This window comes from Larkinella ripae, from assembly GCF_054780775.1.
Genome location: NZ_BAAGVR010000028.1, coordinates 651815 through 678272, shown reverse-complemented (window position 1 = coordinate 678272; position 26458 = coordinate 651815). Strand labels below are relative to the sequence as shown.

17 protein-coding genes are annotated in these 26458 nt (G+C 56.4%); 8 read left to right on the top strand and 9 right to left on the bottom strand.

Going from position 1 to position 26458, the window contains the following annotated elements; all coding sequences use genetic code 11:
• Window positions 1–135: 135 nt before the first annotated feature.
• On the top strand, window positions 136–1209 hold the full coding sequence (locus tag ACYVHX_RS24675; protein ID WP_460674371.1) for a hypothetical protein: 1074 nt from the start codon (window positions 136–138) through the stop codon (window positions 1207–1209).
• Window positions 1210–1215: 6 nt separating this feature from the next.
• Here ACYVHX_RS24675 and ACYVHX_RS24670 read toward each other — a convergent pair whose 3' ends face one another.
• The 3 genes from ACYVHX_RS24670 to ACYVHX_RS24660 all read right to left on the bottom strand — a co-directional run bounded on the left by ACYVHX_RS24670 (window position 1216) and on the right by ACYVHX_RS24660 (window position 7320).
• Complete coding sequence (locus ACYVHX_RS24670) at window positions 1216–3078, bottom strand: CocE/NonD family hydrolase (protein WP_460674370.1); 1863 nt, start codon at window positions 3076–3078, stop codon at window positions 1216–1218.
• A gap of 110 nt (window positions 3079–3188) precedes the next feature.
• Window positions 3189–5609, bottom strand: a complete 2421-nt coding sequence (locus tag ACYVHX_RS24665) for an ABC transporter permease (protein ID WP_460674369.1) — start codon at window positions 5607–5609, stop codon at window positions 3189–3191.
• 79 nt (window positions 5610–5688) lie between these two features.
• Window positions 5689–7320: a Na+/H+ antiporter gene (locus ACYVHX_RS24660; RefSeq protein WP_460674368.1), complete on the bottom strand. Its 1632-nt coding sequence runs from the start codon at window positions 7318–7320 to the stop codon at window positions 5689–5691.
• Between the two features lie 84 nt (window positions 7321–7404).
• On the opposite strand from ACYVHX_RS24660, the gene ACYVHX_RS24655 reads away from it, so the two are divergent.
• Both ACYVHX_RS24655 and ACYVHX_RS24650 read left to right on the top strand, forming a co-directional pair.
• Window positions 7405–8319: a serine hydrolase gene (locus ACYVHX_RS24655; protein ID WP_460674367.1), complete on the top strand. Its 915-nt coding sequence runs from the start codon at window positions 7405–7407 to the stop codon at window positions 8317–8319.
• A gap of 59 nt (window positions 8320–8378) precedes the next feature.
• Window positions 8379–9620, top strand: coding sequence for a TlpA family protein disulfide reductase (locus ACYVHX_RS24650; protein ID WP_460674366.1), 1242 nt, complete (start codon window positions 8379–8381; stop codon window positions 9618–9620).
• Between the two features lie 6 nt (window positions 9621–9626).
• On the opposite strand, the gene ACYVHX_RS24645 is transcribed toward ACYVHX_RS24650, so the two are convergent.
• From ACYVHX_RS24645 to ACYVHX_RS24630, 4 genes are all read right to left on the bottom strand, one after another.
• Window positions 9627–10481, bottom strand: a complete 855-nt coding sequence (locus ACYVHX_RS24645; protein WP_460674365.1) for a ThuA domain-containing protein — start codon at window positions 10479–10481, stop codon at window positions 9627–9629.
• Between the two features lie 11 nt (window positions 10482–10492).
• The gene (locus tag ACYVHX_RS24640; protein WP_460674364.1) at window positions 10493–11665 is read right to left on the bottom strand and encodes a Gfo/Idh/MocA family protein; all 1173 of its coding nucleotides are present in this window, start codon (window positions 11663–11665) and stop codon (window positions 10493–10495) included.
• A 75-nt stretch (window positions 11666–11740) separates the two neighbouring features.
• Window positions 11741–13141 carry a putative oxidoreductase C-terminal domain-containing protein gene (locus tag ACYVHX_RS24635; protein WP_460674363.1) on the bottom strand — a complete coding sequence of 467 codons (1401 nt, stop codon included), beginning with the start codon at window positions 13139–13141 and terminating at the stop codon, window positions 11741–11743.
• 31 nt (window positions 13142–13172) lie between these two features.
• Entirely contained in the window at window positions 13173–14594 is a 1422-nt protein-coding gene (locus tag ACYVHX_RS24630; RefSeq protein ID WP_460674362.1) for a Gfo/Idh/MocA family protein, read from the bottom strand.
• Between the two features lie 252 nt (window positions 14595–14846).
• On the opposite strand from ACYVHX_RS24630, the gene ACYVHX_RS24625 reads away from it, so the two are divergent.
• The 5 genes from ACYVHX_RS24625 to ACYVHX_RS24605 all read left to right on the top strand — a co-directional run bounded on the left by ACYVHX_RS24625 (window position 14847) and on the right by ACYVHX_RS24605 (window position 22841).
• Window positions 14847–15077: a hypothetical protein gene (locus ACYVHX_RS24625; protein ID WP_460674361.1), complete on the top strand. Its 231-nt coding sequence runs from the start codon at window positions 14847–14849 to the stop codon at window positions 15075–15077.
• A gap of 199 nt (window positions 15078–15276) precedes the next feature.
• Entirely contained in the window at window positions 15277–17424 is a 2148-nt protein-coding gene (locus ACYVHX_RS24620; RefSeq protein WP_460674360.1) for an alpha/beta hydrolase family protein, read from the top strand.
• Between the two features lie 100 nt (window positions 17425–17524).
• On the top strand, window positions 17525–20779 hold the full coding sequence (locus ACYVHX_RS24615; RefSeq protein WP_460674359.1) for an amidohydrolase family protein: 3255 nt from the start codon (window positions 17525–17527) through the stop codon (window positions 20777–20779).
• A 172-nt stretch (window positions 20780–20951) separates the two neighbouring features.
• On the top strand, window positions 20952–21482 hold the full coding sequence (locus ACYVHX_RS24610) for a hypothetical protein (protein ID WP_460674358.1): 531 nt from the start codon (window positions 20952–20954) through the stop codon (window positions 21480–21482).
• Window positions 21483–21668: 186 nt separating this feature from the next.
• Window positions 21669–22841: a hypothetical protein gene (locus ACYVHX_RS24605; RefSeq protein ID WP_460674357.1), complete on the top strand. Its 1173-nt coding sequence runs from the start codon at window positions 21669–21671 to the stop codon at window positions 22839–22841.
• Window positions 22842–22858: 17 nt separating this feature from the next.
• Here the strand turns inward: ACYVHX_RS24605 and ACYVHX_RS24600 are convergent, their stop codons facing one another.
• Together ACYVHX_RS24600 and ACYVHX_RS24595 are read right to left on the bottom strand one after the other, a co-directional pair.
• Window positions 22859–25222 carry a gliding motility-associated C-terminal domain-containing protein gene (locus ACYVHX_RS24600; RefSeq protein WP_460674356.1) on the bottom strand — a complete coding sequence of 788 codons (2364 nt, stop codon included), beginning with the start codon at window positions 25220–25222 and terminating at the stop codon, window positions 22859–22861.
• 186 nt (window positions 25223–25408) lie between these two features.
• Window positions 25409–26269, bottom strand: coding sequence for a polysaccharide deacetylase family protein (locus ACYVHX_RS24595; protein ID WP_460674355.1), 861 nt, complete (start codon window positions 26267–26269; stop codon window positions 25409–25411).
• Between the last annotated feature and the right edge of the window lie 189 nt (window positions 26270–26458).

Sequence of the window (26458 nt, the reverse complement as noted above, 5' to 3'; positions counted from 1 at the left end):
CGCGGGAAACCGGGTGGGCCGGACCGCTCGCTTAAAGGTTTTGCCGTTGCCTAACAAATGCGAATACCCTGTCCGGAAATGAGGTAGTATTGAACCGATACTACGGTTTGACTTCACCCTAACTCCCTCATCGTCATGCGGAAACGTCTTGCCTGTTTTGCTACCCTCCTTCTGCTGCTGGCCGTGGTCAGTTGCCAGATCGCCCCCAACCAACTCCCGACTGACTCGCTGAAAGTCTGGCTGGTTGGCTTAGATGGAAAAACGCTGCTGCTCGATTCGAAAGCCGACGAAACCGTGCCACCGCCCCCGGTCAAGAAAGATGGTCAGGGCGTTTATTACGGCTCACGGCTGGCCCTCACCAAAGACCAGTTCGAGCAACTGAAACGGGCCAAAAACCCGGCGGTCGTGCGGGTGCTGTACGACGAAAAAAAGGCGTTTCTGCTCGGTGAAGTCTTTCCGATTGGCGCTTATTTGAAAGAATCAACGATCAACCTGCCCGGCGAACAGCTCATTTCCGTCCGGGCGTATCAGTTCAGCTATCAGGTGCTGGATTACCCGCTCCCCATTCTCCAACGGCCCAAAACGATTAGTCCGCAGGACCTTCGGCAGCAGCCCTGGAACCAGAGTGGCATTCTGAATAGTCTGGTGACGAAGCGGCTGTTTTGTTACCTAACCAAAGAAACGCCCTGCGAACTCGAGCGCTGCCTGCGCTATCCGCCCGAGTTCAACTTTGAAAGCATTGAGGTAGTGCAAAACTCGGGACCGGCCCTTATCAAAACGCTCACCTTTGCCGACTGCGCCATCAACCTGACAGCCGGTCAGGCCTTCAGCACCGCCGGACCGACTGCCACCTTCAAGGTGCGGGCCTACCTCAAGCGGTTGCGGGCGGCTCCGGCGGGCCCGGTGCCGACGTATTCCTTCCGGTATTCCAACTCCTCCCTGCCCTCCCGACTGGAAGCGTCTCATCTGGTGGCCGGCGATTTCTCAAGCCTGGCGACGCTGGCGGTCGGCTCCACGCAGCTGGTGGAATTTCAGTTGAGCTGGCTGCTGCCGGCCAGCATCGGCCCCAAGGACTTTTTCATCGTCAATAACGCCACCTTTGACGCGATTGTCGCCAAAGGGGGCTGCACAACCCCGAATACCATGCAGTTTTATGCCGAAGACCGGTTCCGGTTTAATCTGAACGGCGCCGTGGGCGGCTGTTTATAAAACCGCCTACTTTACCACCCGAACTTTCAGGAAGCTGCCGCCGTACACGCGGTGCGTGGCTTTCTGAAAGTCGGCTTCGCTGGCGTTGTGAATATTTGGCACGAATTTCTGCGGATTGCGGTCGTAAAGCGGGAACATCGTGCTTTGCACCTGCACCATAATCCGGTGGCCTTTTTTAAAGGTATGCAGCACGTCAATCAGCTCGTACTTGACGGCGGTCACCTCGCCCGGTTTGAACGGTTTCGGTTTGGTTCTGTCTTCCCGGAATTTCCCCCGAAAACCGTCGTGCCGGACCATCTGCTGAAAACCGCTCATTTTTTCATTTTTGGCCGTGTTCGCGTTGTCTTTCGCATCGCCGGGATACACGTCGATCAGCTTCACCATCCAGTCGGCATCGGTACCGGTGGTCGAAACCTTCAGGTTAACGAGCAGATTGCCGGCCAGCGTCACGTCCTGGTCGAGCACTTCGGTCTGGAACGTCAGCACATCGGGTCGCCGGGCCGCAAACCGCTGATCTTCCACCATGTAATCCCGGTTCATGTCGAGCGAGATGGTTTCGGTGAACGGCACCGGTTTGGCCGGGTCGGAAACAAATTCGTCAAAACCGCCGGTTTTAGCGGGCGTCTCAAACGCTAACTTTCCGCCGGGCACCAGGTACAGGTTCTTCTCCACGGCGGCTTTGGGCGGCCAGGCATCGAACGACCGCCAGACGTTGGTTCCGGTTTCGAACACCTGCGCTTCCGGAAATTTCGCCGACCCCTCCCCTTTCAAAAAATACGCGAAAAACTTCTGCTCGATGTTTTCCTGAAAATACGGTCCGGTTTTTTCGCCAAAACTCACGCTGCCCAGCTGATCACCGGGATCGTTCCAGCCACCGTGCGTCCACGGCCCGGCCACCAGAATGTTGTAAATACCCGGATTTTGGTTCTCAATGGCCGCGTACGTTTTAAAAATACCGTGCAAATCTTCGGCATCGTACCAGCCACCAACAATCATGACCGCGTGTTTGATGCCTTTTAGGTGCGGCAGAATATTCCGTTTCTGCCAGAATTCGTCGTAGTTCGGATGGGCCAGATTGCCGTTCCAGTACGGATCCTGGCGCGCGTAAAAACCGGTTTTCTGCGAATTTTTCATCGGTCCGAGGTTCAGAAAAAACGCATAGCCGTCTTCGGTACCGTAATTAAACTCGGTTTTCGAGGGCTCCTTCGTCGGTTTTCCGTCCGTCCGGTTCGTGAAATAAGGATAAAAATTGAAGTTGTGCGGAATCAGAAAAACGCCGTTATGGTAGCTGTCGTCGCGCCAGAGGTCGGCCATCGGTGCCTGGGGTGAGGACGCGACCAGCGCCGGGTGGCCGCTCAGGGTGCCCACCGATGCGTAAAAACCGGGGTAGCTGATGCCCCACTGGCCCACCTTCCCGTTGGTATTCGGAATGTTTTTGATGAGCCAGTCAATGGTGTCGTAGGTATCGGTGCTTTCGTCCACGTCGGTTTTTGATTTGTTCGTGCGCTGCGGGGTCATTTCCTGAAAAACGCCCTCGCTCATCCAGCGCCCGCGAACGTCCTGATACACAAAGATGTACTTATCCTGCATGATCAATTCCGAGGGTCCCAGCCGCCGGGTCGGAAACTGATCGGTTCCGTACGGGCGGCACGAATACGGCGTTCGCTGCATCAGCACGGGATACTTTCTGTCTGCCGACGCATCCTTCGGCACATACACCGCCGTGAACAGTCTGATGCCGTCGCGCATGGGAATCTGGTACTCCAACTTGGTATAATTTTCCTTAATAAACGGATTGGGCGCGGGGGTCTGGGCCAGGATTTGAACCGAAACCGCCAAGGCGCAGAAAAGCAGGAACCGAAATTTCATCAGGTAGTTGATTTACAGCTATTTCCAAATTAAATCGGCAAGTTCGCCCAGATGGGACCATCCAGACGGGCCGCCTAAATGGGGTTGCCCAGAATTTGCGGATTTTGAACTTATTCGTTTTGCAGGGACTTCGTGGGATTCACCAACGCGGCTTTGACGGTCAGGTAACTGATGGTGCCCAAGGCAATTACGATCAGAATGAGCATGGGTACCAGCCAGTGAACCGGATTCAGTTCGATCCGGAAAGCGTAAATTGACAACCACTCGCGCAACAGATACCACGAAACCGGTATTGCCAGCAGAGCCGCCAGCAACAACAACCGGAGCGAATCCCAGGCCAGTAATCTCAAAATACCGCTGACCGAAGCGCCCAGGGTTTTGCGAACGCCAATTTCTTTCGTGCGCCGGGCCGTGGTGTACGACGTCATGCCGAACAAGCCCATGCAGGCAATCAGAATCGCCAGCGACGAAAACAACAGAAATGTTCGGCCAAATTGCCGGTCCTGCTGGTACTGCTGGTTGAAAAAGTCATCCAGAAAAAAGTAATCCATCGACGATTCCGGGAAAAACCGCTGCCAGACGGTTTTCACGTTTCCAACCAACCCCTCAACCTGATCGCTGCTGATTTTCAGCGAATAATAGTCGGTCGGCAGCCAGCGAAAAGCCGGGTCCATGCACATGATAACCGGCGTAAAGCCTTTCTGCAACGACTGCTGGTGGTAATCGTTCACCACGCCAATGATTTCGTGCGGATGGTCGTGCGTTGTTTCCAGCAACACCTTCTCGCCGATGGCCTGTTCATTGGACGTAAAACCAAACTGCTTCACCGCCAACTCGTTGAGCACCAGCCCCAGCGAATCCGCCGGGCGGCTGCGGTCGAACGGGCGCCCGGCCACCAATTTCAGGTCAAACGTTGGGATGAAATCGAAATCCACCATCAGCGTTTCATACAACCGGTCGCTTTCCGGACCTTCGTGGAGTCGGCGGTTGGCGAGGTTCTGCCCTACTTCCTTACCCGGCACCGCGCCCGAACCCGTCACCTCGGTAACGCCGGGAATGGCCTTCAACTCGTTTTTCAGGGTCTGAGCCTTTTGGGTGTAGTGGTCGGTTTTGACCGGAGCCTTCAGGACCAGGACCTGATCGATCCGAACGCCCAGTTCCTGATTCATCATGAACGACAATTGCCGCCAGGCCACAAACGTCCCGACCATCAGCACCATCGAAGCCGTAAACTGTACCACCACCAGACTTTTGCGCAAAACCGCCCCCCGGCCCGAAAACTGGTATTGCCCTTTCAAGGCCAGCGCCGGTTTCACCTGCGACAACACCAGGGCCGGATACAGGCCCGAAACCAGCACACCAACGACAAAAATCAGGAAAAATAAACCGGTCTGGGCCGCCGAAAGCCCCGCAAAAACGGGCAGCTGACGCTCCAGAAACGCGGGCAACGCCAGACCGGCCAGCAACACCAGCAAAAGGGCCACGACCAGCGCAAAACCGTTGAGCAGCACCGATTCAAACAAAAACTGAAACACCAGCAGGGATGTATGGGAACCCACGGTTTTCCGGATGCCGATTTCTTTCGCCCGGTCCATCGCCCGGGCCGTGGAAAGATTGCTGTAATTGACCCAACCGATGAGCAGAATGACCAGCGCAATCGCCGATAAAGCCTGCACAGCCCGGCGGTTTCCTTTCACTTCGATCTCGTGGGCGATGGCCGGTTTCAGGTGAATGTCGTGCAGCGGCACCAGGTCAATGGCCCAGCGGTTGTCCCGCATCGTCTCCACGGTTTTGTATTTTTCCGACAAAGCCGGGAATTTGGCGACGACTTTCGCCGGATCGGTCTGGGGGCGAAGCCGCACAAACGAATAACTTTCGTGCTGATACCAGGTATCCCAGGTCCAGCGGGCTGCCGTTGTCCACGACAGCAGCAGGCTGAACTGCATCGTTGAGTTCGGGGGCAGGTCGGCAAAAACGCCCGTTACCTGACAGCGCAGCGACGAACTGATTGTACTGACTTCCAGGTATTTGCCCAGCGGATCGGCCTGACCAAAATACCGCCGGGCGGCTGACGCCGAAAGAACCACGGTATTCGGCGCGTTCAGGAACGTCCGGCGGTCCCCTTTCAAAACCGGGTAGCCGAAAAAACTGAAAAAGTTCGAATCGGCGAAACAGACGTGTTCTTCCCGAAACTTGGTCGTTTCGTAGCGCACCACCCGCGTCGATCCGCGCCAGGCAATGCGGGTGTAGTCTTCCACCTCCGGAAAAGCCTGTTTCATGGCCGGCGCGTAGCCGTTGGAACTGGTCGCCCAGTGATTGGTTTCGGCGCTGTTCTTGAAAAACAGACTTTCCACCCGGTAAATCCGGTCGCCGTTCGGGTGAATCCGGTCGTAGCTTTCCTCAAACCGGACGTAACCGGCAATGAGCAGAAAAGCCGCCATGCCGATGGCCAGGCCGAAGACGACGATGCCGGTGAACACTTTATGGCGCAGAATGGACCGAAAAACAAGGGTTGCGTAGTGACGGAGCATGGGCAGGAATCGGTCAGGTAACGAAGGCAAAGTACAAAAAAAGCAAAAAACCGGTGGTAGCCCCTTAAAAAAACCGGGTTTACGGCGCCGTTACAAACGGATTCAGTCGGCGTAACTGGGATTGCAGGCTCAGGCTCCGGATGTCCAGTTCCTGTTCAATCTGCCGGATTACCTCCTCGCTGTAGGTGCCGTCTTTGTGCCACTGAATAATCAGATCCCGCTGGTAATTAACCACGGCCAGTTCGCTTTCAACGTACTCTTTGAAGTACACCGGCGCGTTCAGCGGGGAATACTTACTCGGCTTTTCATCCATCCGGATAATGCCGTTCAGGTAGTTGGTTTGCTGTTCAAACCGGGTTTTGAGTTCGCTCAGCACTTCATCGTGCAGATTCAGCGACAGTTCCCCCTCAATAAAGGTAATGGATTGGTTGGTGATCGCCAGCCGGACTTTTTTCTCTTCCATAATCGCTTTCTCCGCCGGTTCCCGCACCTGTAGCCAACGGATAAAGTACGGCAGGCTCAGGCCCTGAAGCACCAGCGTGACAAAAATCACCATGAAGGAAAGAAACAGAATTTCGTTCCGCATCGGAAACGCCTGCCCGTTGCTCAGCGTGAAGGGCAAGGCCAGCGCCGTGGCCAGCGAAACCACGCCCCGCATCCCCGCCCAGGAGGTGATAAACAGCTCGCTGGGGCTAAACCGGGCCGGATTTTTGCGCTCCCGGCCTAAAATAGTGTATAAATACGCCAGCGGAAACACCCAGATAATCCGGGTCGCAATGGCCACAAAACTGATCAGAAAACCGTAGCCGACCAGGGCCGGAATGGAACCGGGGCCCAGTGTTTTCAGGATCACCGGCAGTTGGGAACCGATCAGAATAAAGACAAAACCGTTGAGCAGAAAAACCAGAATGTTCCAGAAACCGTTGATCTGCATCCGGGTTTGAAACGAATAAATTTCGTAGGAATGCCAGGCCAGGTACAGCCCCATCGCCACCACCGCCAGCACCCCCGACAGTTCCAGGTGTTCGGCCAGCAGGTAGGTCACAAACGGCAGCAGTAGTGTGATGGTGGTGGCCACCGTCGGGTTTTCGAGCTTGTTGTGAATGCGGCTGAAAATGTACCCGAGCGCAATGCCGAGGGCAACGCCACCGCCCGCGACGACCAGAAACTGCAAACCCGCCTGCCAGAAAATGAACGTGCCACTCGTGACGGCGGCTACGGCGTAGCGGTAGGCAATCAGGGCCGAGGCATCGTTGACCAGACTCTCCCCTTCCAGAATGGTGATCAGGCGTTTGGGCAACCCGAGTCCGCGAATGGCGCTGGTGGCGGCTACGGCATCCGGCGGAGAAACAATGGCGCCCAGCACAAACGCCAGCGCCCAGCTAAAACCGGGGATGGTGTAATGCGCCACCACCGCGACGGCCACGGTCGTAAAGAAAACCAGCCAGACCGCCAGCAGGCCGATGGGCCGCCGGTACGCCTTGAATTCGTGCCACGAAATGTTGCCGGCCGCTTCGTAAAGCAAGGGAGGAAGAAAAATCAGAAAGACCACTTCCGAATCCAGGTGAATGTCCGGAATGCTGGGGATGAAGCCGAGCACCAGCCCCGCAACCAGCAGCGGGATCGGGTACGGAACGTTCAGTTTCTGGGTGACGGAAGCCAGCGAAGCCAGAATCGCCATCAAAACCAGCACAATTTCGATATTGGTCATTCAGACAAACGGATCGGATGGTGGAAATTGCGTACCTTGTCGGTCAGCGGTTTCCTATCCTCCTACAACCGAATTAACTGATTTATGGTTTTTTGCCTCCAACCAACTCGTCGCCAGCGCCTTCTAATCTGTTGGTTAACTCTGCTCAGCCTTGCCGCCTTTGCCCAGCCGAAAACCGCCCTGACGCAACTCCGGCAGCAAATTGAGCGGGAACTCAGCACGCAGCCGGGCCGGTTTGCCGTCGCGTTCCGGGATTTGAAAACCGGGCAGGAACTGCTCATCAACGAACACGAGGTTTTTCACGCGGCCAGCACCATGAAAACGCCGGTGATGGTGGAGGTTTTCAAGCAGGCTGCGGAAGGGCGGTTTTCGCTGTCCGACTCAATTCTGATCAAAAACGAATTCAAAAGCATTGTCGATGGCAGTCCGTTCAGCCTGCGCGCAACCGACGACAGCGACACGTTGATTTACCGGAAAATCGGCCAGAAAGTACCGTTGTCGTCCCTCCTCTACGACATGATTATCTACAGCAGCAACCTGGCCACCAACCTCATCATTGAGCGGGTCGATGCCAGAAATGTAACGCAGACGCTGCGCGAAATGGGCATCCGGAACACCCAGGTGCTGCGGGGCGTCGAAGACACCAAAGCCTTTCAGAAGGGCTTGAGCAACACCACCACGGCCTCCGATCTGATGGTGCTGTTCGCGAACATCGCCACCGGGAAAGCCGTCAGCCCGGCGGCATCGGACGCCATGATCAGGATCCTGCTCGACCAGCGTTTCAAGTCCGTCATTCCCGCCAAATTGCCCAAAGAGGTGAAAGTAGCGCACAAAACCGGCTCGTTCGCTACGGTCCGGCACGACTCCGGTATTGTTTTTCTGCCCGACGGCCGGACGTACGTGCTCGTGCTGCTTTCCAAGGAGATCAAGGACGATGCCGCCGTGGTGAAGATGCTCGCCAATGTTTCCGGCCTGATTTACGATTTCGTTAAAAATTAGACCCCCCTTTTGCCGTTCCGGCCAGAAATCTGGACCATTATTTGCTTGTCAACTCAATCATGAATACGAAAAAAATCACCCTTCTTTTTTTACTCCTAGCCGGTATTGGGTTCGGTGCACGGGCGCAGGATTGGTACCCGGGACCAAAACCGGAGACGGTTTTTACGGCCCCGGCCGACCGGGCATTTCTGAATGATTTTAACGCCAAATTCAACGTCTATTTTGACGCTAATACTCAGTATGTCAAAGCGCAAACCATTCCGGTGGATGGCTGGGAAATGGCGCTATTTTCCGCCCGAAAGGCCCAACTGGCCTTTTACAAGGAACATCCGCAAGCGGGCCAGCTTTCCGGAAACCTTAAAAAATACGTTGAAAATTCGATTCGCTGGAACTACTGGCACCTGCTGCTGGCGTGGCCGATTGTTCGGACGAATGCCCAGGCCAGCCAGCAAACCGTACCGTCGCTGCCCACCGTAATGCTGGACGGATTCGACGAAACAAAGGTCAACGACGAGACGGCGATGGTGGCCGAACCCTACCGGAATTTTCTGTTTTATTACGTCACTTATTTCAATTCCAAAGCCCGGAATTTTGCGAAATACAGCCCGGCCGACGGGCACCGAATGCTACCGGAAAAAGCCGGTTTTGCCCGCCAGCACCTGAGTGGCCGTCCGTACCAGTACGCCCTCACCCGCTTGTTGCTCGAAAACTGCGAAAACGCGGTGCCCTCGTCGGTGCGCGAGGTGTTTGCCACCCTGACCGCAACCCCCAATTCGGCATCCTACGCGGATCTGGTCAGGGCCAAATGTGGCGAGGTGATGGCGAAGAAAGACGAGCCCAAACCGGAGGTGGCCGTCAAAAAGAAACCGGCCAACCCGAATGGGTTCTCCTTTCAGGATCAGAACGGCGAGTCCGTCACGCTGGAGGACTACAAAGGCAAGGTGGTTTACCTCGACATCTGGGCGAGCTGGTGCGGCCCCTGCATCGGCGAAATTCCGCATTCCAAGACGTTGCACGAACGGTTTACGAAGAAACAACTCGAAAAAGTGGTGTTTCTGTACGTTTCCATTGACGATTCGGATGTCAACTGGAAAAACGCCCTGCAAAAACACCAGCTACCCGGCAACCAGGGCTGGTCGAAGGGTGGCTGGCGCTCGCGAATCGTGCAGTATTTTGGCATCCAGAGCATTCCGCGCTACATCCTGATCGACAAGAAGGGCAACATGGCCGACCTGGATGCCAAACGGCCCAGTTCAGCCGATGCGATTTATCAGGACATTTTGCAGCTTCTGGAAAAGTAGGCGGTTTTAGTTGTCCCGGATCGGCGTGTCCCGCGAATCGGCGTAGGCTTTCGAGAAATCGATTTTTTTGACCTGCCCGGCGACGTAGCGGATGCCCTGAAAAATGTGTTTCATGAACAGGGGCTCGGCGTAATCCTTTTTGTCGTGGCCAAGCGTGGTGACCCAGGTATACCCACCGTCGAAGTGGTAATACCAGGCTGCCGGATACAGATGGGTGTACGAACCGCCGAACATTTTTACTTTTTCCGGTTCTTCGCCGTTCAGGGAAGTCAGGTCGTGGGCCATAACCACCGTGGGGCCGGGCGACATTTCTTTGGTAAAATAAAACTCGTCTTCCTTCTCCCAGACTTTCGGAATGCCCTGCATCGAGGGGTGTTTGGTGTCGATCACGACGGTTTTGAACTTCTGGAATTTGGGGTGCCAGGCAAACGTGCCGCCAATCATCCGTTTGAACCACGTCCAGTTCCGCTCGGTGCCGGTTACGGAATGGACGCCCACAAAACCGCCCCCGGCTTCGATGTACCGCCGGAAAGCCAGCCGCTGCGCGTCTGTGTCAAACACATCGTTGTTGGTGCTTGGAAAAACCAGCAGGGTGTACTGCTTCAGATTCGCTTCGGTGAAAACCGTCGGCTGGTCCGTCACATCGACCTTAAAACCGTTCTCCTGCCCCAGCTTCTGAATGCTTTTGGCCGCATAGGGAATGTTGTCGTGGACGTAGCCTTTCCCGTTTTTGGTGTATACCAGCACTTTAACCGCTTTCCAGTTGACCGGAACCACATTGGGGTTCTGCGCGCAACTCACCAATGTGGTGAAGGCCAAAATAAAGAAACCGGAAACGATAATTGGGACGAATCGATTCATGGGAGCGAAAATTAAACCTTCAACTTTACGTTCTGCGCGACCTTCTGGGCTTTCAGGGCCAGTTCGGTTACCAGAAAACAATGCGCCTGGGTCATGGCGGTTTCGGTGCGGTTCAGAATGTCATCGACCAGCTGGGTTCCGTAGGGTGTCACAACCTTGCTGCAATCGATGGTTTTGGTTTCTTTGTTATCGACCAAAAACAAGTGATTGCCGCCCTCACGCCCGCCGATGTCTACGTTCTTACGCAGCTCCATAAAGCCTTCGGTGCCGAGGATCGTCAACCGGCCGTCGCCCCAGGATTTCAGGCCGTCGGGCGTAAACCAGTCAATCCGGATGTAGCCGGTGCCACCGTTGCCGCGCACCATCACATCGCCGAAATCTTCAAACTTAGGGTGCTGTGGGTGATTGGTATTGCCCACCTGCGACGCCACAATTTCCGCCGAGGTAGAATTGGTGAAGTACAAAAACTGGTCGAACTGGTGCGATCCGATGTCGCAGATGATGCCGCCAAACCGCGCTTTATCCCAAAACCACTCGGGCCGCGACTTCGGAGTGATGCGGTGCGGCCCCATGCCGATGGTCTGAATGACTCTACCAATGGCCCCGGCTTTGACGAGTTCACCGGCTTTGATGGTTGCCTTGTTTTCAAGCCGCTCGCCGTACATGATCGAGTAAATCCGCTTGGTTTCTTTCTGCACCTTACGCACCTCGGCCAGTTGGTCCAGCGTCGTAATTCCCGGCTTGTCGGCCATGAAATCTTTTCCGGCCTTCATCACGCGAATGCCCAAAGGGGCGCGTTCGTCGGGAATGGCGGCACTGACCACGAGTTGAATCGAGTTGTCGTCCAGAATTTCCTTTTCGCTTTTGGCGAGTTTGGCGTCCGGGTAGCGTTTGGTAAAAGCCGCAGCCAGATCGGGTTCTTTGGCGTAAAAGGAAACCAGTTGTCCCCCGCCCCGAATGACCGCATCGACTTGGCCGTTAATGTGGCCGTGGTTCAGCCCGATGGCCGAAAACCGGATGCGGGAGGCCCGTTTTGCCGCCCGGCTCCCCAGGATGTTCACGGAAGGGATGAGTTTCGGCGCGGCCAGAAGGTCGGTCGGCAGAGCTGCTAAACCGGCCATTCCGGCGGCTGTAGCCACGGTTTCTTTGATAAACCGGCGTCGATTGGCTTGAGGTTCGTTCATGGTAAAAGAGTGAATGCGTGAAAGAGCGTCTGCTGCGTTAGGGAAAAAGATCGTTGAAAGCGAAAAACCGCCCTTTCACTTTTTCGCCAGTTGATTTTTTGATTTTTTTGCCAGTTCCAGCGCCTGGGTGGTCGTGTAATATTTGGCAATCATGTTCGGAACTTCCCAGGCTGGTAAGGACCCGGCTTTCAGGTAGTCCAGGTATTTTTGCGCCACCCGGCCAAAATGGGCTTCGTGTCCTTCCTTGTATTTTTCCGGAATCACTACTTCCCAGCCTTTGGCATTTTTCTTTACCTCCACCCCCGCAAACTCTTTCTGGATGGCGGGCAAAACCGATTGCAGCGCGGCCGTCAGATCGGCTTTCGGATCAACGCTTTCGATGTACAGGGTCGGTTTGTACTGCTGCTCAGCGCCCTGGCGGATGATCAGGTTGGCTTTCGTGCCCCGCATGATGGAGTAGTGCGTATCGCCGGTGCCTTCGGGTGCTTTGTACGCCCAGGTAACGGATACTTTGGCGTGAACGCCCTTGAGCTGGTAATTGATCTCGCCGTTGCTATACACCCGCAACACGCTGTCTTTCACCACATCTTTTTTCAGATATTCCGGAAAAGCGGCCTGTTTCGTGATGGCTTTAAACTGGCTCAGCGTCATGTCGGTGGTCCACCGGCGGGCCGACGTCAGGCTGATGTCTTTCTGGTAATCCAGCGTTTGCTCGGGAAAACACTCCCACTGCACCAGATCGACCAGGTGGGTCGTTACGTCCACGATGCCTTCGCCCTGCTGGGCCACATCCATGAACCAGGCCGGCCGGGTCAGGATGCTGCCCGCGACGTTCTTGTAAAAATGGTGCACACTTTCCTTGGTCACCGCCGGTTTTTCGGGCGTGCCTTTTTCCAGCGTCCCGAACAGCGCCGGCTGCATCGAAAACGCCCGTTGCAGCAGGGTGCTGATTTCGTAGCGCTCCGTCATGATGTCGTACAGCATCACCTTGTTTTTTTCAGCCGTGGCAAAAGCGTCTTTCAACTGATCGAAATTCGACGCGCTGATCACCATCGGTTTATCGGCCAGCACGTTAAAACCGGCCGCTACGGTTTTCTGGATGTAGTCGGTTTTCAGGCGGTTATTGCCCGCCATCACCACCACATTCCCCGCCTTGCTGCCGGCCCGGTCTTTCAGCATTTTATCAAAATAATCCGTTCCGAGGTACACATCTTCGTGCCAGTTCGTGGGTCCCTCCGACCGGGAATTGAATCCCTGAATTTTCTCCAGATGCAGCTGAACATCCGGCCCATCCGGCGCATAGACGTGCACCGTCGAATCGACGCCCTCGAACATGGTTTTCTGCACCAGAGCCGCATGAAAATGGCCGGGATCTAAGGTAATCAGGTGAATCATATCGTCCTTCTTCTCACTGGACTGGCAGGCGGCAATCAAGGCAGCCGTCAGGAGGCTGCCAGCAACGGGCCATAGTTTCATTCGAATCAATTTTGGTATCGTTCAGGTTACGTTAACGGGATTTGGTCGAAGCCACGGTCTTGATGGCGTAGGTCGACCGTTGCGGCCGGGACAGGAGCGCGTTGGCCTCGGCATCGTTTTTAAACTGCTCTTTTTTTGGGTCCCAGTGCAACTTCCGGTTTAATTTCATCGCTGCGTGGTGAAGCAGACAGGCCGAACACGAGCGGTGGCCCACTTCAGCGGGGGCAATCGGTTCTTTGCGGCTCACGATGCTTTCCAGCCAGTTGCCGTGGTGCTCCTTGCTCACCGGCAAATGAATTTCGTTCGGGCCAATCACCGACTCGATGATTTTCGGATCGCTGGCGTCCAGCGCCTTGGCCGCCCGTTGCTTAGCCACCGGATCACTGGCGGTGACGGCGGCATCACCCCGCGACACAAAAATCCAGCCGTCGGTTCCTTCAAATTTGATGCCGTTGGGCAGTTCGTTGCTCACCACCATGTGAACGCCGTTTTCGTACACCGCTTCCGTCCGGAAAATACCGTGGACATTCCACAAACCGCTTTTCGGAAAATCGGCTTTCCCCCAGATTTCAACCGGGCCCGTATGCTCGGTGTTCATCGCCCAGTGGGCGCAGTCGATGTGGTGCGATCCCCAGCCCGTAATCATGCCCGCGCCAAACTGTTCGCAACGCAGCCAGCCCGGCCGGTCGTAATCTTTCTGGGGATGGACCCGTTTTTCGGTGTAGTAAACTTCGGGCGTGGTGCCGAGCCACATGTCGTAATTCAGGTTTTTCGGGATGGGCATTTCCGGTTCTTCATTGCCCGACGGGTCGCCCGGCAATCCGACATACACGGTTTTTAACTTCCCGATCCGGCCATTGCGTACCAGCTCAGCCGCATACCGAAACTGGTGGGTCGACCGCTGCTGGCTGCCCACCTGCATGATGCGGCCCGTCCGTTTGACGGCATCGGCCATCAGCCGGCCTTCCGAAATGGTCAGCGAAGCCGGTTTTTGCATGTAAACATCTTTGCCGGCATTCACCGAATGCACCACCATCGGCGCGTGCCAGTGATCGGGCGTACTGATCAAAACCGCATCAATGTCTTTGTTGGTCAACAGGTCCCGGTAATCGGAATAGACCTTCACGCCGTCGTAGGCCTTCCCGGTTTTTTTGGCGTAGACGCCGTTGACGAGCTGTTTGCCTTCTTCGGCCCGTTTGCTGTCGACATCGCAAACCGCCATGATGAGCGCATTATCGTATTGCCAGACCCCGGGCATATCGTGTCCCCGCGAAATCCGGCCGACGCCAATGGCCCCCACATTGATGCGGTTGCTGGGAGCATTTTTACCAAATACCGAAGCCGGTACGATGGTGGGAAAACCGCCGATGAGCGCCGTCGTCGCCAGCGTTCCTTTGGCGGTCAGGTCGAGAAATTTCCGTCGGGAAACCACTGATTTTTTTTCCGGTTCCATAGAGATTAGCAGGGGTTGAAAAGATTCTGCGTTGAAAACACACCCTTTGTGATCTATAAGGTGGAAGGCGGCCATTTTTACTATTCATTTTCAAGCGAAGGTCGCTACCCGACACCGATCAGCGGAAAAGGCAGGCAGGCTGAAGCAAAGAATCCTCCGTTTGGAACCCGGTTTTTGCCACTTGACCGAATTTTATTTCGCACGAAACCGCCCTTGAACTACTTTCGCAGCCGACTAACAACCACACTACGCATGAACTCGAATCTGAAATTGTTTCCCTCGGCGCTTGGACTCATCATCGGCCTGTGGATGATTGCCTGCGGAGGTCCCGATTATGATGTCATTAACACTGAAAAACCGGGTGGCAAAACCGCCAGAAAAAGCAAATCTACGGGCCTTGCGGTTTCCAAAAGGTTACCTGCGGCTGGTTATCCGGTGATGGCGTCGGCCCGCAAATCCACTCCGAACGCGCCCATGAAGTAAGTGAGCGGGCGGTTTTTGCCGGCCGAAAACCGCCCGCACAGCCCGCCCTTTTCCGGGCCAGCCTCCCAGCCCGGAGCCCTGCAAAGTAGAAGTCTTTCATTGGCAGACTTTAAAGAACACGACGGCCTTGCGGTGTTGCCAGCGAAAAAAACGAGAATTCGGGTGAAAGCACCGCCGGCGTAGTTAATCAGCACTTTGTATGAAAATCGCTCCCGGCACCCGGCCAAAGCGGGTGAGTATTCTTGTGGGTTTTCTGTTGCTTTCCCGCGCGGTTTTTGCCCAGGAAAACCTCTCCGTTTTTCCCTACTGGCATTACGACGAGGGTTCGCCATCCACCAGTCTGTACCGCCATTTGTGCCAACGGGCTTTCGGTCAACTAGCGCAGCGCCAGCGGGCCATTGAAAAACTGAAAACCCGGGCCGACTGGCAAAAACGGCAGGCCGAAGTCCGGGCGAAACTCCGCAAAATCGCCGGCCCTTTTCCGGAAAAAACACCCCTCAATCCGGTCATCACGGGCACGATCCAGCGCGACGATTTCAGCGTCGAAAAGCTTTACTTTGAATCGCGGCCCGGCTATTTTGTAACGGCCGCCTTGTTTTTACCCAAAAACCGCCCGGGAAAACTCCCCGCCATCGTCTATTGCAGCGGGCACAGCCTCAACGGGTTTCGGGCCGACGCCTACCAGCGAATCATGCTGAATTACGTCAAGAAAGGCTTCGTGGTGCTGGCTTTTGACCCCATCGGCCAGGGCGAACGGCGGCAATATGCGGACGAATCGGTGGTCAAAAAATCGGCCGTCAACGAACATTCCTACCCCGGTGCGCAGTCGTTTATCGCGGGACTTTCGCCGGCAAATTATTTTATCTGGGACGGCATTCGGTCGGTCGATTACCTGCTGAGCCGCCCCGAGGTTGACCCGAGCCGGATCGGCATTGCGGGCCGCTCGGGGGGCGGCACCCAAAGCGCCTACATCGCGGCTATGGACGAGCGGATTCTGGCCGCAGCGCCGGAGTGTTACCTCACCACCTTCGACAAACAGCTACGTTCCAAAGGGCCACAGGACGCCGAGCAAAACCTGCTGTACGGGCTGGAAAACGGCATCGACCTGGCCGACTACCTCGAAGTCCGTGCGCCAAAACCGGCCTTGATTGTGAGCACCACGCGCGACATTTTCAGCATTCAGGGGGCCCGGGACCTGTTTCAGGAAGCCCGCAAGGCGTACGCGGCATTGGGAAAACCGGCTCATCTAACCATGGCGGAGGACGATGCCGAGCACTTGTCAACGACCAAAAACCGGGAAGCGGCCTACGCTTTTTTCCAGAAATTCCTCAACAATCCCGGCAGTTCCGCAGACCTGGACGTGCCACTTTTTAAAGAAGAAGAATTGTACGTGACGCCCAGGGGCAATGTCTACGCGACGCTGAAGGGCGAAACGCTGTTTTCCCTGAACCAAAAGCACCTCCGGAAAAACCGGGCCAACCCGTCGAAAGCGGCCCCTAACCTGCGCGAAACGGTCCGATTGATAACGGGCTACGAAAAACCGGCAACCCGTGGCGAGGTGATCTTTTCCGGGCGCCTGCCCCGCGACACCTACGCAATTGAAAAGTACCTCGTCAGCGGGGCGGGCAAATACGCCGTACCGGTTTTGTGGTTAAAACCGGGCCAGAAAACCGGCAAGACCCTGTTGCTGCTGGACGACCGGGGAAAAGCCGTTGCGGCCCAAACCGGCGAATGGGCGGATCAACTGGCGCGGGCCGGCCACGAAGTGATTGTTCCCGACCTGAGCGGCACCGGCGAGTTGAGCACGGGCTACCCCAAGGAGGGGGACTCGGTGATCGATGAAATTCCGTTGAATTTGTGGTACACGGGCCTTCTGACGCATAAAAACCCCGTGGCGGTTCGGGCGGAGGAGATTGAAATTCTGGCGGCTTTTATTCAGAAAAACACCGGCCCCACCCAGCCGCTGGCGGCCGTTGCCCGGGGAACACTGGGGGCCGATCTGCTCCACGCGGCCTTGCTCAGTAACGCGTTCGGTGCGGTCGCGCTGGTGAATCCGCTGGTGTCCTACCAGGCCATCATGGACGAAATGAATTACAAAACGGCATTCATCCCCTCCGCCGTAGCCGGGGCACTACCCGCGTACGACCTGCCGGATCTGGCAGCCGCTCTCTCAGCCCGTAACCTATTGGTTCTGAATCCGGTCGATGCCACAGGCCGGGAAATCAGTGCCGGGCAAGCAAAAACCGCGTACCCAATGGGGTTGACGAACCCGGCGGCCAAACTGACCCTTCAGCAGACCGTGAAACCGGAACAGTACGTTCCCCTGATTCTCCGCTGGCTCCGGTGAAGCCAGGTGGCAAACCTCGCCAATTTCCCGCTTGGATTTACCGGCGGATCGCGCACCTTTTCGGCTTCTTCCGTACCTTTCGGGGTCTTTTACACTCAAAATGAAGAAACCGTATACCCTGGCAGTTGCCCTGCTGGCTTCAACGCTGGCTTTTGCCCAAAAACCGAAAGAGACCTGGGACGTCGCCAAACCCCACGGCCCCTCCAAGGAAGTAAGTTTTACGACCCGCGAAGGCACCTGGATGAACCTCGATGTGAGTCCGGATGGGAAAGAAATCGTCTTCGATATGCTGGGCGACCTCTACACCCTCCCGATTACCGGCGGAACGGCCAGGCTGCTCCTGGGCGGGTTGCCCCTCGAAATTCAGCCACGCTACAGCCCTGACGGCCAGCGAATTTCGTTTACCAGCGACCGGGCCGGGGGCGACAACCTCTGGACCATGAACCGCAACGGCTCCGATTTGCGCCAGATCACGAACGAAGAATTCCGGCTGCTCAACAACGCCGTCTGGACGCCGGACGGGCAGTATCTGGTGGCGCGCAAACACTTTACGAGCCGCCGTTCGCTGGGGGCCGGGGAACTCTGGCTCTACCACGCCGGGGGCGTCACCGCCGGTTTGCAGCTGACCAAACGCAAAAACGACCAGCAGGACGCGGGCGAACCCTGCGTCTCGCCCGACGGTCGCTACGTGTATTTCAGCGAGGATGTGAGTCCGGGACCGATTTTTCAGTACAACAAAGACCCGAACGGCCAGATTTACGCCATCCGGCGCGTGGATCGGCAAACCGGCGAAATCAAAAACATCGTGACCGGGCCGGGGGGCGCAACGCGCCCGCAACTTTCGCCCGACGGGCGGCAACTGGCGTTTGTCCGGCGGGTGCGCACGAAGTCGGTTCTGTACATTCATGACCTGAAAACCGGGGAAGAGTTTCCGGTTTTTGACCAGCTCAATAAGGATCAGCAGGAAGCCTGGGCCATCATGGGTTTGTACCCGAATTACGACTGGCTCCCCGACGGCAAGGAGTTGGTGATCTGGGCCAAAGGCAAGTTGTTTCGGGTGAATGTGCCATCGGCCAAGGCGGTCGAAATTCCGTTTACGGTGAACGCCAAACTGACGGTGACCGAAGCCGTACGGTTTCCGCAGACGGTTTTTTCGCCCACCTTCGAGTCGAAGATGATCCGGCACGCGCGCACTTCGCCCGACGAAAAAACGCTGATTTTTCACGCAGCCGGTTTTCTCTACCGCAAAACCCTGCCCAACGGCCAACCCGAACGCCTGACGAAAGAAACCGCCAGTTTTGAATACGAACCCAGTTTTTCGCCCGACGGCAAGTTCCTCCTGTACACGACCTGGAATGATTCGCTGACGGGCAGCATCCGGAAACTGAATTTGCAAACCCGCAAAACGGAGACGCTGACCCGCGAAAAAGGGTTTTACAACACGCCCAGCTTTTCGCCCGACGGCTCCCAGATTGTTTTCCGGAAATCGACCGGCAACGGGTTTATGGGCTACGCGCACGGGAAAGAACCGGGCCTGTATCTGATGCCGGCCACCGGCGGCCCGGCAAAACTCCTGCGGGAAGAGGGCGAAGAGCCTCTGTTTAACAAAACCGGCGACCGGATTTTCTTTCTCGAAGAAGGCGCAACCAAAGTTTTCAAAAGCGTCAACCTGAGCAACGCCGACGAGCAGATTCATTTCACGGCGCCCTACGCCACCCGGTTTGTGCCCAGCCCCGACAACCGCTGGATTGCCTTTCAGGAGCTTTACCACGTTTACATCGCGCCGTTTCCGGCGGCCGGAAAAGCGGCTGATCTGTCGGGCGTCACGAAGGCGTTTCCGGTGTACAAAGTAACGCGCGATGCGGGTGATTATCTGCACTGGTCGAATGACAGCCGAAACCTGCACTGGACCATCGGACCGGACTATTTCACGCGCTCGGTGCAGAACAGTTTTGCGTTTGTGGAAGGTGCGCCCGAAAAACTGCCCGCCATCGACTCCACCGGAATCCGGATTGGCCTGAACCTGCCCACCGATGTTCCCAAAGGACTCGTCGCTTTCAAAGGCGCGACGATTCTGACGATGAAAGACGATGCGGTGATTGAAAATGGAACGGTCGTCGTGCAGGACAACAAAATTCTGGCGGTCGGCCCGGCCCCTGCGGTACCGATTCCGGCGGGTGCCAAGGTGATCGACGCGACGGGCAAAACGATTATGCCGGGCCTGATCGACTCCCACGCGCACATCGGCACCGGCGACGGCAAATCCCCCCAACAGCAGTGGTCGTATTTTACCAATCTGGCCTACGGCGTCACCACGGTTCACGATCCGTCGTCGAATACCGAAATGGTGTTCAGCCAGTCGGAAATGGTAAAAACCGGCCGGATGGTCGGACCACGGATCTATTCAACCGGCACGATTCTGTACGGGGCCGAAGGCGATTTCAAAGCGGTCATCAACAGCCTCGACGACGCCCGTTCGCACCTGCGCCGGATGAAAGCCGTGGGCGCGTTTTCGGTCAAAAGTTACAACCAGCCCCGCCGGAACCAGCGCCAGCAAATCATTCAGGCGGCCCGCGAACTGGGTATGATGGTGGTGCCCGAGGGCGGTTCGTTCTTTAACCACAACATGACGATGATCCTGGACGGCCACACCACCATCGAACACAACATTCCCGTCGATCCGGTTTATATGGATGTCATCTCGCTCTGGAGCAACAGCAAAACCGCCTATACCCCCACGCTGATCGTGGCGTTTGGCAGTGTGTCGGGCGAGTATTACTGGTACCAGAAAATGAACGTCTGGGAACAGGAACGGTTGCTGCGGTTTACGCCCCGCGCCGTGGTCGACAGCCGCTCGCGGAGACGGACGATGTTGCCGGACGAAGAATTCGGACACATCGGCAATTCGCAAACCACCCGACAGCTCGCCGATGCCGGGGTGAGCGTGCAGCTCGGTGCCCACGGCCAGTTGCAGGGCCTCGGCGCGCACTGGGAACTCTGGATGCTGGGGCAGGGCGGTATTTCCAACCTACAGGCCCTGAAACAGGCCACGATTCTGCCCGCCCGGAATCTGGGGCTGGACCAGGAAATCGGTTCGCTGGAAGCGGGCAAGCTGGCGGATTTGCTGGTGCTCGACAAAAATCCGCTCCAGGACCTGCAAAACAGCCAGTTGATTCAGTACGTCATGGTGAATGGCCGTTTGTACGATGCGGCCACCATGAACGAAACCGGAAATTACAACCGTCCGCGCGGCAAATTTTTCTGGGAAACCAACCGGTATAACGATGCTTTCGAATGGCACGCCGAAACGCAGAGTTTCGGGCACATTCATTGCATCTGCCGGGGCTTGCATTAATGGATCCGGTTTCGGGTTTTCAGCTTCCGGTTGACCGGGGAACGACGGCGCCTTTTCCACCGCATAATATATTAGGTTGTCAATCCGTTGATGGAAGGACAGCAAGCACCGTTTGTCTGAAAATAAATCAATACCTTGCTGCCTCAATTGTTAAGCCTGAAAAACCGATACCATGAAAAAAGCCATTTTATTTCTTTTGATGGGGACTACGCTGTTCGTTAGTTGTGGGAAAGACGACGATACGGACCAGCCCGCCGTAAAAACAAAAGCCGAGATGATCGTCCGCAACTGGGAAGTGCAAACGGGTTCGGTCGGTCAGGGAACCCTGATGATCCCCGGTTACACCAAAGGGGCTGCCAATAACCTGGTCGATATGAGCAAATTCCGTCTCGAATTCAAAAGCAATGGCGATTTTGTGCAAACCGGTATTGAAGGTGCGGCCACAACCGGCAAGTGGGCATTGAGCGAAAATGACACCAAGCTGACCCTCACCAGCCCACAACTTCCCGCCGGTGACTCCTGGAAAGTCGACAACCTGACCGAGCAAAATCTGGACATCAGCCGCGATATCGCCGGAAATTCAACGGCGGCCGGTGATCTATACTGGAAGATGATGATTGACGAAGAACTGAAGACGGCAGGGCTCCCCCTGACGACGAAAGATGGAGTAAAAATCGCCGTCAAAACGATTCCGGTTAAGTAAACAAGCGGATCAGCCGCCTTCAAAAACCGCCCGGTAGCTTCGTTCCGGGCGGTTTTTTTGTCCCCGTGTCAACACTTGAACCGCAACTTTGCGGTTTTCATGGAGCAAAACCGTTGATTGAAACCCAATTCATGGGCCATCGGCGGGACGGTTTGCCATCTTTGTTCCGACCGAACAATTGATGAGATGAACACACGCGTGAACGCCGGAAAACTGGTGCCTGGCCTGATCGGCGTTTTTCTGGGAATAAACACCCTTGCCCAGACGCCGGAGTGCCGGCCCGACGATGCCCGGCAGGTAGTGACAAATTGGGTGCGCAAACCCGATGCGCTGGTGGGCGCCGGACCGGATTTTCCCCGCCAAAGCCTGCCACCGGTTTTCGAACGGCAGGAAAAGCTGATTAAGATTCTGCAAAAAGCGTATCCGATTCCGCAGGGATTGGAAGCCCGCGCCTACCGCGTCATCAAAAGCGACCCCGACAATGCCTACAAAGCGATGCCTCCCAATTCACCTCTGCGGTATTCTGTCACGACCTATTATTTGCATTACTGGTGTTTTCGGGGAAAATCCGAACGCGCCCACGAAACCGGCACCTGGATCGAGTGTTATGTCAATTCGCTCTGGCAGTTTCTGGAGTCCATCGGTGAGCGGGAGTATCTGCTGCCCAATGGCCAGTCGATTTATTACATGCCGCAGGTGGTCGGCGATTTGAAAGGCTATCCGGTTTACAGCAACAAGACCGGTCGGTCCACCAACCGGCACGAGTCGGTCCTGATTGTGCCGGGAAATCGCCTTCCCGTACGGCCCGTCAGCCGCGAAGAGTTCATCCGCGCCGTACAGCGGCACATTCAGAACTTTCTGCAAGCGAACAGCGAACAAACCCGCCAACTGGAAGCCGGTTTGAAAGAAACCCTGGCGTATGCCGACCGGCCTGGATCGTTCAAAACCGAAGCGGAGCGGGAAAAATACAAGGAAGACAACCGGCGAAGCATCGAAAATGGCCAGATCAAACGCGACAAAACCGCCCAGCAATACCGGGATAATCACGAGCGGCTGGAAACGTTGCTGGTCGCCATGACACCCCAGGAACGCGCCGTGCAGGCTATTATCGACGATCCGTACGAATTTATGACCAACAGCCGGCACAAAGGCACGTTTGCCGAACAGGCCGTGGACGGCCGGCCGCTGGTGACGCACGACCAGCACTATGGCGATCCGCGTCTGCCCCGGCACGCCATTCAGTCGATTCAACTGCTGATGAAATACGAAACGGCCCCGGACATGGTGTCCAAACTGGCGCTGATGCGCCAGTTTCGCCAGAACATTGATCTGGACGGTTTGAAATCCCTCCTGGAATAAGAAGAAACCGGGCGGTTTTACCGCAAAATCAGTACGGTTCCGCGCAGGAGCGGTTTTTTGGGCTCATACCGAATGGTGTAGGCATAGGCGCCGGCGGGTACGGTTTCACCCTTCAGGGTGCCATCGAACGGGTGTGCGTAGCCTTCGGTCGATTGATAAATGACTTCGCCCCAGCGATTAAAAACCGTCACCTCGACCGCCGGAAAAGCCTCCACGCCTTTCAGTTCCCAGACATCATTCTGCCCGTCGGAATTGGGCGTGAACGCACCCGGCACCCAGATTCGCTCATACACCGTCACCACCACCGTCCCTTCCGCCCGGCAACCCGTCGCGTTTTCGACTTTCAGCGTATACACCATGTCGTCCTCGATCCCCACCACGCGCGCGTTGGCTTCGGCCGGGTCGGCCAGGTACGTGGGCGGTGACCAGTCAAACTTCACGGGTTCTCCGGTCATATCCGGTTTTAACGTCAGCGAACTGCCGGAAGAGGTAATGATTTCTTCGGGAAACAAAATGGTCGGAATGGGCGCTACAACCGCCGTTTGCTGCGCCACCGCCCCCGGACACTCGGGCGCAAAGGTCACGGTATAGGTGAGCGCATGGGTACCGATTCCGGCGGCTTTGGCGTCATACTGCGAACCGCTTACGCCCGGCCCCGCGAAGGTTCCCCCGGCGGGCGTTCCCGAAAGGGCATAAACCGGACCATCCGGCCCGCATACCGCCGGTACAGCTTCCATTTTCACGTCAACCCCCGGAATCTGTTCGACCACGAACGGGGCCGATGTCGCCTTGCACCCATTGGCGGCCGTTACGTCAACCACGTAACTCCCGGCGGTTTGTACCGAAAAAACCGGGTCCGTAACCGTTGCCACGGCCTGCCCGTCGCGTTTCCAGGCGAAACTGACGCCCCCCACCCCTTCGAGCGGAAGCGCAGCACCGGGACAGATCCGGTGCTGCGCGGCCCGAATCGCGGCCGGAACCGGAGCCGCCCGCGTCAGGGAAACGGCGTCGGTGCGGAAGGTACAGCCGTACTGCGGCTGGGTCAAAACCGCCCGGTATTGCCCGGGCAGCGTCACGGTCAGGGCCGGGCTGGTGGCCGGGGTGTTGACCGGTTTTTCATCCTGAAACCACTGGTAATTCAAACCCGTTCCGCTCAACACGTTCAGGGTCACCGAACCATCGGTGGCGCACAACTGCCCGGTCGAACGAATGTCGGACGTCAGATCAACAACGTTGACTTTTACATTTTGTGAACCGCTCGCCTTGCCGCACTGGGTGCGCATCGACACAAAAACCGAGTACTGCCCGGGCTCGTCGACCGTCAGTTTGGTGCCCGTCGCATCCGGCAGGTTGATGCCATCCCGTCGCCACTGGTAGTTCCAGTCCGGGTTGAGCGTGGTTTGCAATTCCAGCGCCTTGCCTTTGCAGATCGTAAATTCCAGGTTGGTCGGCTGGCCGGTGGCCCAGATTGGCGGATTCGGCGCGGTGATGGGTGGGCAGTCGATGACCAGAAACTGAAAGTCGCGCCGGACTTCGCCAATTTTCACCCCGCCCCGGTATTCTTCCACTTTCACGGCAAACACGAACAGGCCGAGTTGATTGGGGGTCACCGACAATTGGCCGCTGCGGGAATCGATGGACAGGGTTGGGCTGCCCGGAATGGCGCTGGTGGCCCCAAAACCGCCCAGCCACTGCACATCGGGATAAGGCCCCGCCGTGGCTTCCTGGTTGCGGCCCGTACCGTTTTTGTTCAGGGGAGTCACCATCGAGTAGCGCAGTTCGTCGCCGTCGGGATCGGTACCCGCAAACGGAAACGTAAAGGCTTCATTGATACACAGATACTCGCCGTTGATGGCGTTGAAATGCGGGGAGGAATTGCCAAAAAACCGGCCGTTCTGTTGCAGCGCCGGAAACTCGAGGTAGAAGGTAAAACCGGTTTGCACCGGGTTGTTGATGTTGTTGATTCCGGCATTCCGGTTTTGGGTCTGAAAGGACATGTAATACCCCCCGGCGTCGCTGTACTCGGACGGATCAAGCTGAATATCCGTGCCGAACGTGGCAACGATGACCCGCTGATTCTGCGAGGTGGCGCAGGCTTCGTTGGTGAAAACCACCGGCTGGCGCTGGCCGGTTTCGTAGATCGTAAACACCAGCATCCGGGCGTTGTCGCGCCGGCGAAAGATGCCGACCTGCCCACCCGTGGTTTGGGCGGCCCGGTTGTTATTCTCCAGGTAATTGGTAACCGTGATCTGGAAATGGCCCGCAACATCGCCGATGGCGCGCATTTCGATTTGACCGCCTACGTGGTGCGTAGCCAGAGCAGGTAAGGCAAAGCCCGGCAAAAACAGCCAGAGCCAGGCCCGGTAAACAAACAGGCGCATGGGTTAGGTAAACCGTGTTATCGATACGAAAATGGTCTTTTACGTAGTGATATTCCGTTGAGCAATTAAATATACCGGTTTTTCGGTAACATCACTGAATTACTTACCCAATACGTCCGGACGCCGGTTTGCGTTGCGAGCCCAGGAAGAAAAGTTTCGGGCCATCCGGGCGGTCTGGCCGGTTTTTCATTTTTTCAAATCCCGGTAGCCAATCAACTGGATGCCCCGGGCTTTGATGAGTTCCTTGACGCGCGGACTCGTCCAGGCATCCGTTACACCCTGGCGGTCAAGAGCAACCTGCTCATAGCCAATGTGGTGGATGGCCCGCAGCTCCGGCGTATCGAGTCCGGGATGATCGACAAACAGGTACGTTTTTCCGGGTTCCAGGCTTTCGAGCATGTTGGAAAAACTTTCAATTTTTTCGGCGGAGGTCGCATGGGGACCGATGTAGCCCACACCCGTGACGCCGTATTCCTGCGCGTTACGGTCCAGGTGAAGGAGCTTGTATTCTTTGGCCAGTTTTTGAATCAGGTTTTTGACATCATCGCCCATGCCCGTGCAACCCATGTGCCCCGAAAGGTGGCTGATACGCGGTATTTTTTTCAGCCCCAGTTCGATCTGCGCCCGAAACTCCATTTCGACGTCCGCCAGTTTCCAGTCATTTTCCACCAGCGAACGCCGGGGGTAGTTTTTGTTCGGATAGACCATCGGGTAAAAATACCCGTCGGCATCGCGCAGACTCGGGCAGGCCGAAACCGGGCGCCATTTCACGTTGTCCCACTCGCTGGTCAGCGCCAGGTGCAGGCCCACATCAATGTCCGGAATCGCCTTCAGCATCTCGACGGCTTCGGGAAACCAGGGCGATGGCACAATCACCTCAATGGACGACTCGACCCCTTCCCGGTAGCATTTCACCAGGGCTTCATTGCCCGAATGGGCGTATCCCATGTCGTCACCGCGAACAATCAGCCGGGGCGGCTGGGCCTGCGCCAAAACCGCATTCAGGAGAAAAACCGCAAACCCGGATACCAGGAGGAATCGTTTCATAAGGACCAGAAAACCGTGTGTGGCAGAAAGACCGCCCCCGCCCTTTTTTTACTCAGATCGATCCCCTGGTCAAACCACCCCATTTCGTTCCGGTTCAAGAAAGCCGTTCAGAAAGGTAGCCCGGCGGAGCGGGTCGGGCCATGATCCGGACGGTATAACCCGGGAGAAAACGGAAACGCCCCAGTGAGC

Excerpts from the sequence above, each read along its gene's own strand:
- ACYVHX_RS24675 (WP_460674371.1), top strand. The coding sequence starts at position 136 with ATGCGGAAACGTCTTGCCTGTTTTGCTACCCTCCTTCTGCTGCTGGCC.
- ACYVHX_RS24670 (WP_460674370.1), bottom strand. The coding sequence starts at position 3,078 with ATGAAATTTCGGTTCCTGCTTTTCTGCGCCTTGGCGGTTTCGGTTCAA.
- ACYVHX_RS24665 (WP_460674369.1), bottom strand. The coding sequence starts at position 5,609 with ATGCTCCGTCACTACGCAACCCTTGTTTTTCGGTCCATTCTGCGCCAT.
- ACYVHX_RS24660 (WP_460674368.1), bottom strand. The coding sequence starts at position 7,320 with ATGACCAATATCGAAATTGTGCTGGTTTTGATGGCGATTCTGGCTTCG.
- ACYVHX_RS24655 (WP_460674367.1), top strand. The coding sequence starts at position 7,405 with ATGGTTTTTTGCCTCCAACCAACTCGTCGCCAGCGCCTTCTAATCTGT.
- ACYVHX_RS24650 (WP_460674366.1), top strand. The coding sequence starts at position 8,379 with ATGAATACGAAAAAAATCACCCTTCTTTTTTTACTCCTAGCCGGTATT.
- ACYVHX_RS24645 (WP_460674365.1), bottom strand. The coding sequence starts at position 10,481 with ATGAATCGATTCGTCCCAATTATCGTTTCCGGTTTCTTTATTTTGGCC.
- ACYVHX_RS24640 (WP_460674364.1), bottom strand. The coding sequence starts at position 11,665 with ATGAACGAACCTCAAGCCAATCGACGCCGGTTTATCAAAGAAACCGTG.
- ACYVHX_RS24635 (WP_460674363.1), bottom strand. The coding sequence starts at position 13,141 with ATGAAACTATGGCCCGTTGCTGGCAGCCTCCTGACGGCTGCCTTGATT.
- ACYVHX_RS24630 (WP_460674362.1), bottom strand. The coding sequence starts at position 14,594 with ATGGAACCGGAAAAAAAATCAGTGGTTTCCCGACGGAAATTTCTCGAC.
- ACYVHX_RS24625 (WP_460674361.1), top strand. The coding sequence starts at position 14,847 with ATGAACTCGAATCTGAAATTGTTTCCCTCGGCGCTTGGACTCATCATC.
- ACYVHX_RS24620 (WP_460674360.1), top strand. The coding sequence starts at position 15,277 with ATGAAAATCGCTCCCGGCACCCGGCCAAAGCGGGTGAGTATTCTTGTG.
- ACYVHX_RS24615 (WP_460674359.1), top strand. The coding sequence starts at position 17,525 with ATGAAGAAACCGTATACCCTGGCAGTTGCCCTGCTGGCTTCAACGCTG.
- ACYVHX_RS24610 (WP_460674358.1), top strand. The coding sequence starts at position 20,952 with ATGAAAAAAGCCATTTTATTTCTTTTGATGGGGACTACGCTGTTCGTT.
- ACYVHX_RS24605 (WP_460674357.1), top strand. The coding sequence starts at position 21,669 with ATGAACACACGCGTGAACGCCGGAAAACTGGTGCCTGGCCTGATCGGC.
- ACYVHX_RS24600 (WP_460674356.1), bottom strand. The coding sequence starts at position 25,222 with ATGCGCCTGTTTGTTTACCGGGCCTGGCTCTGGCTGTTTTTGCCGGGC.
- ACYVHX_RS24595 (WP_460674355.1), bottom strand. The coding sequence starts at position 26,269 with ATGAAACGATTCCTCCTGGTATCCGGGTTTGCGGTTTTTCTCCTGAAT.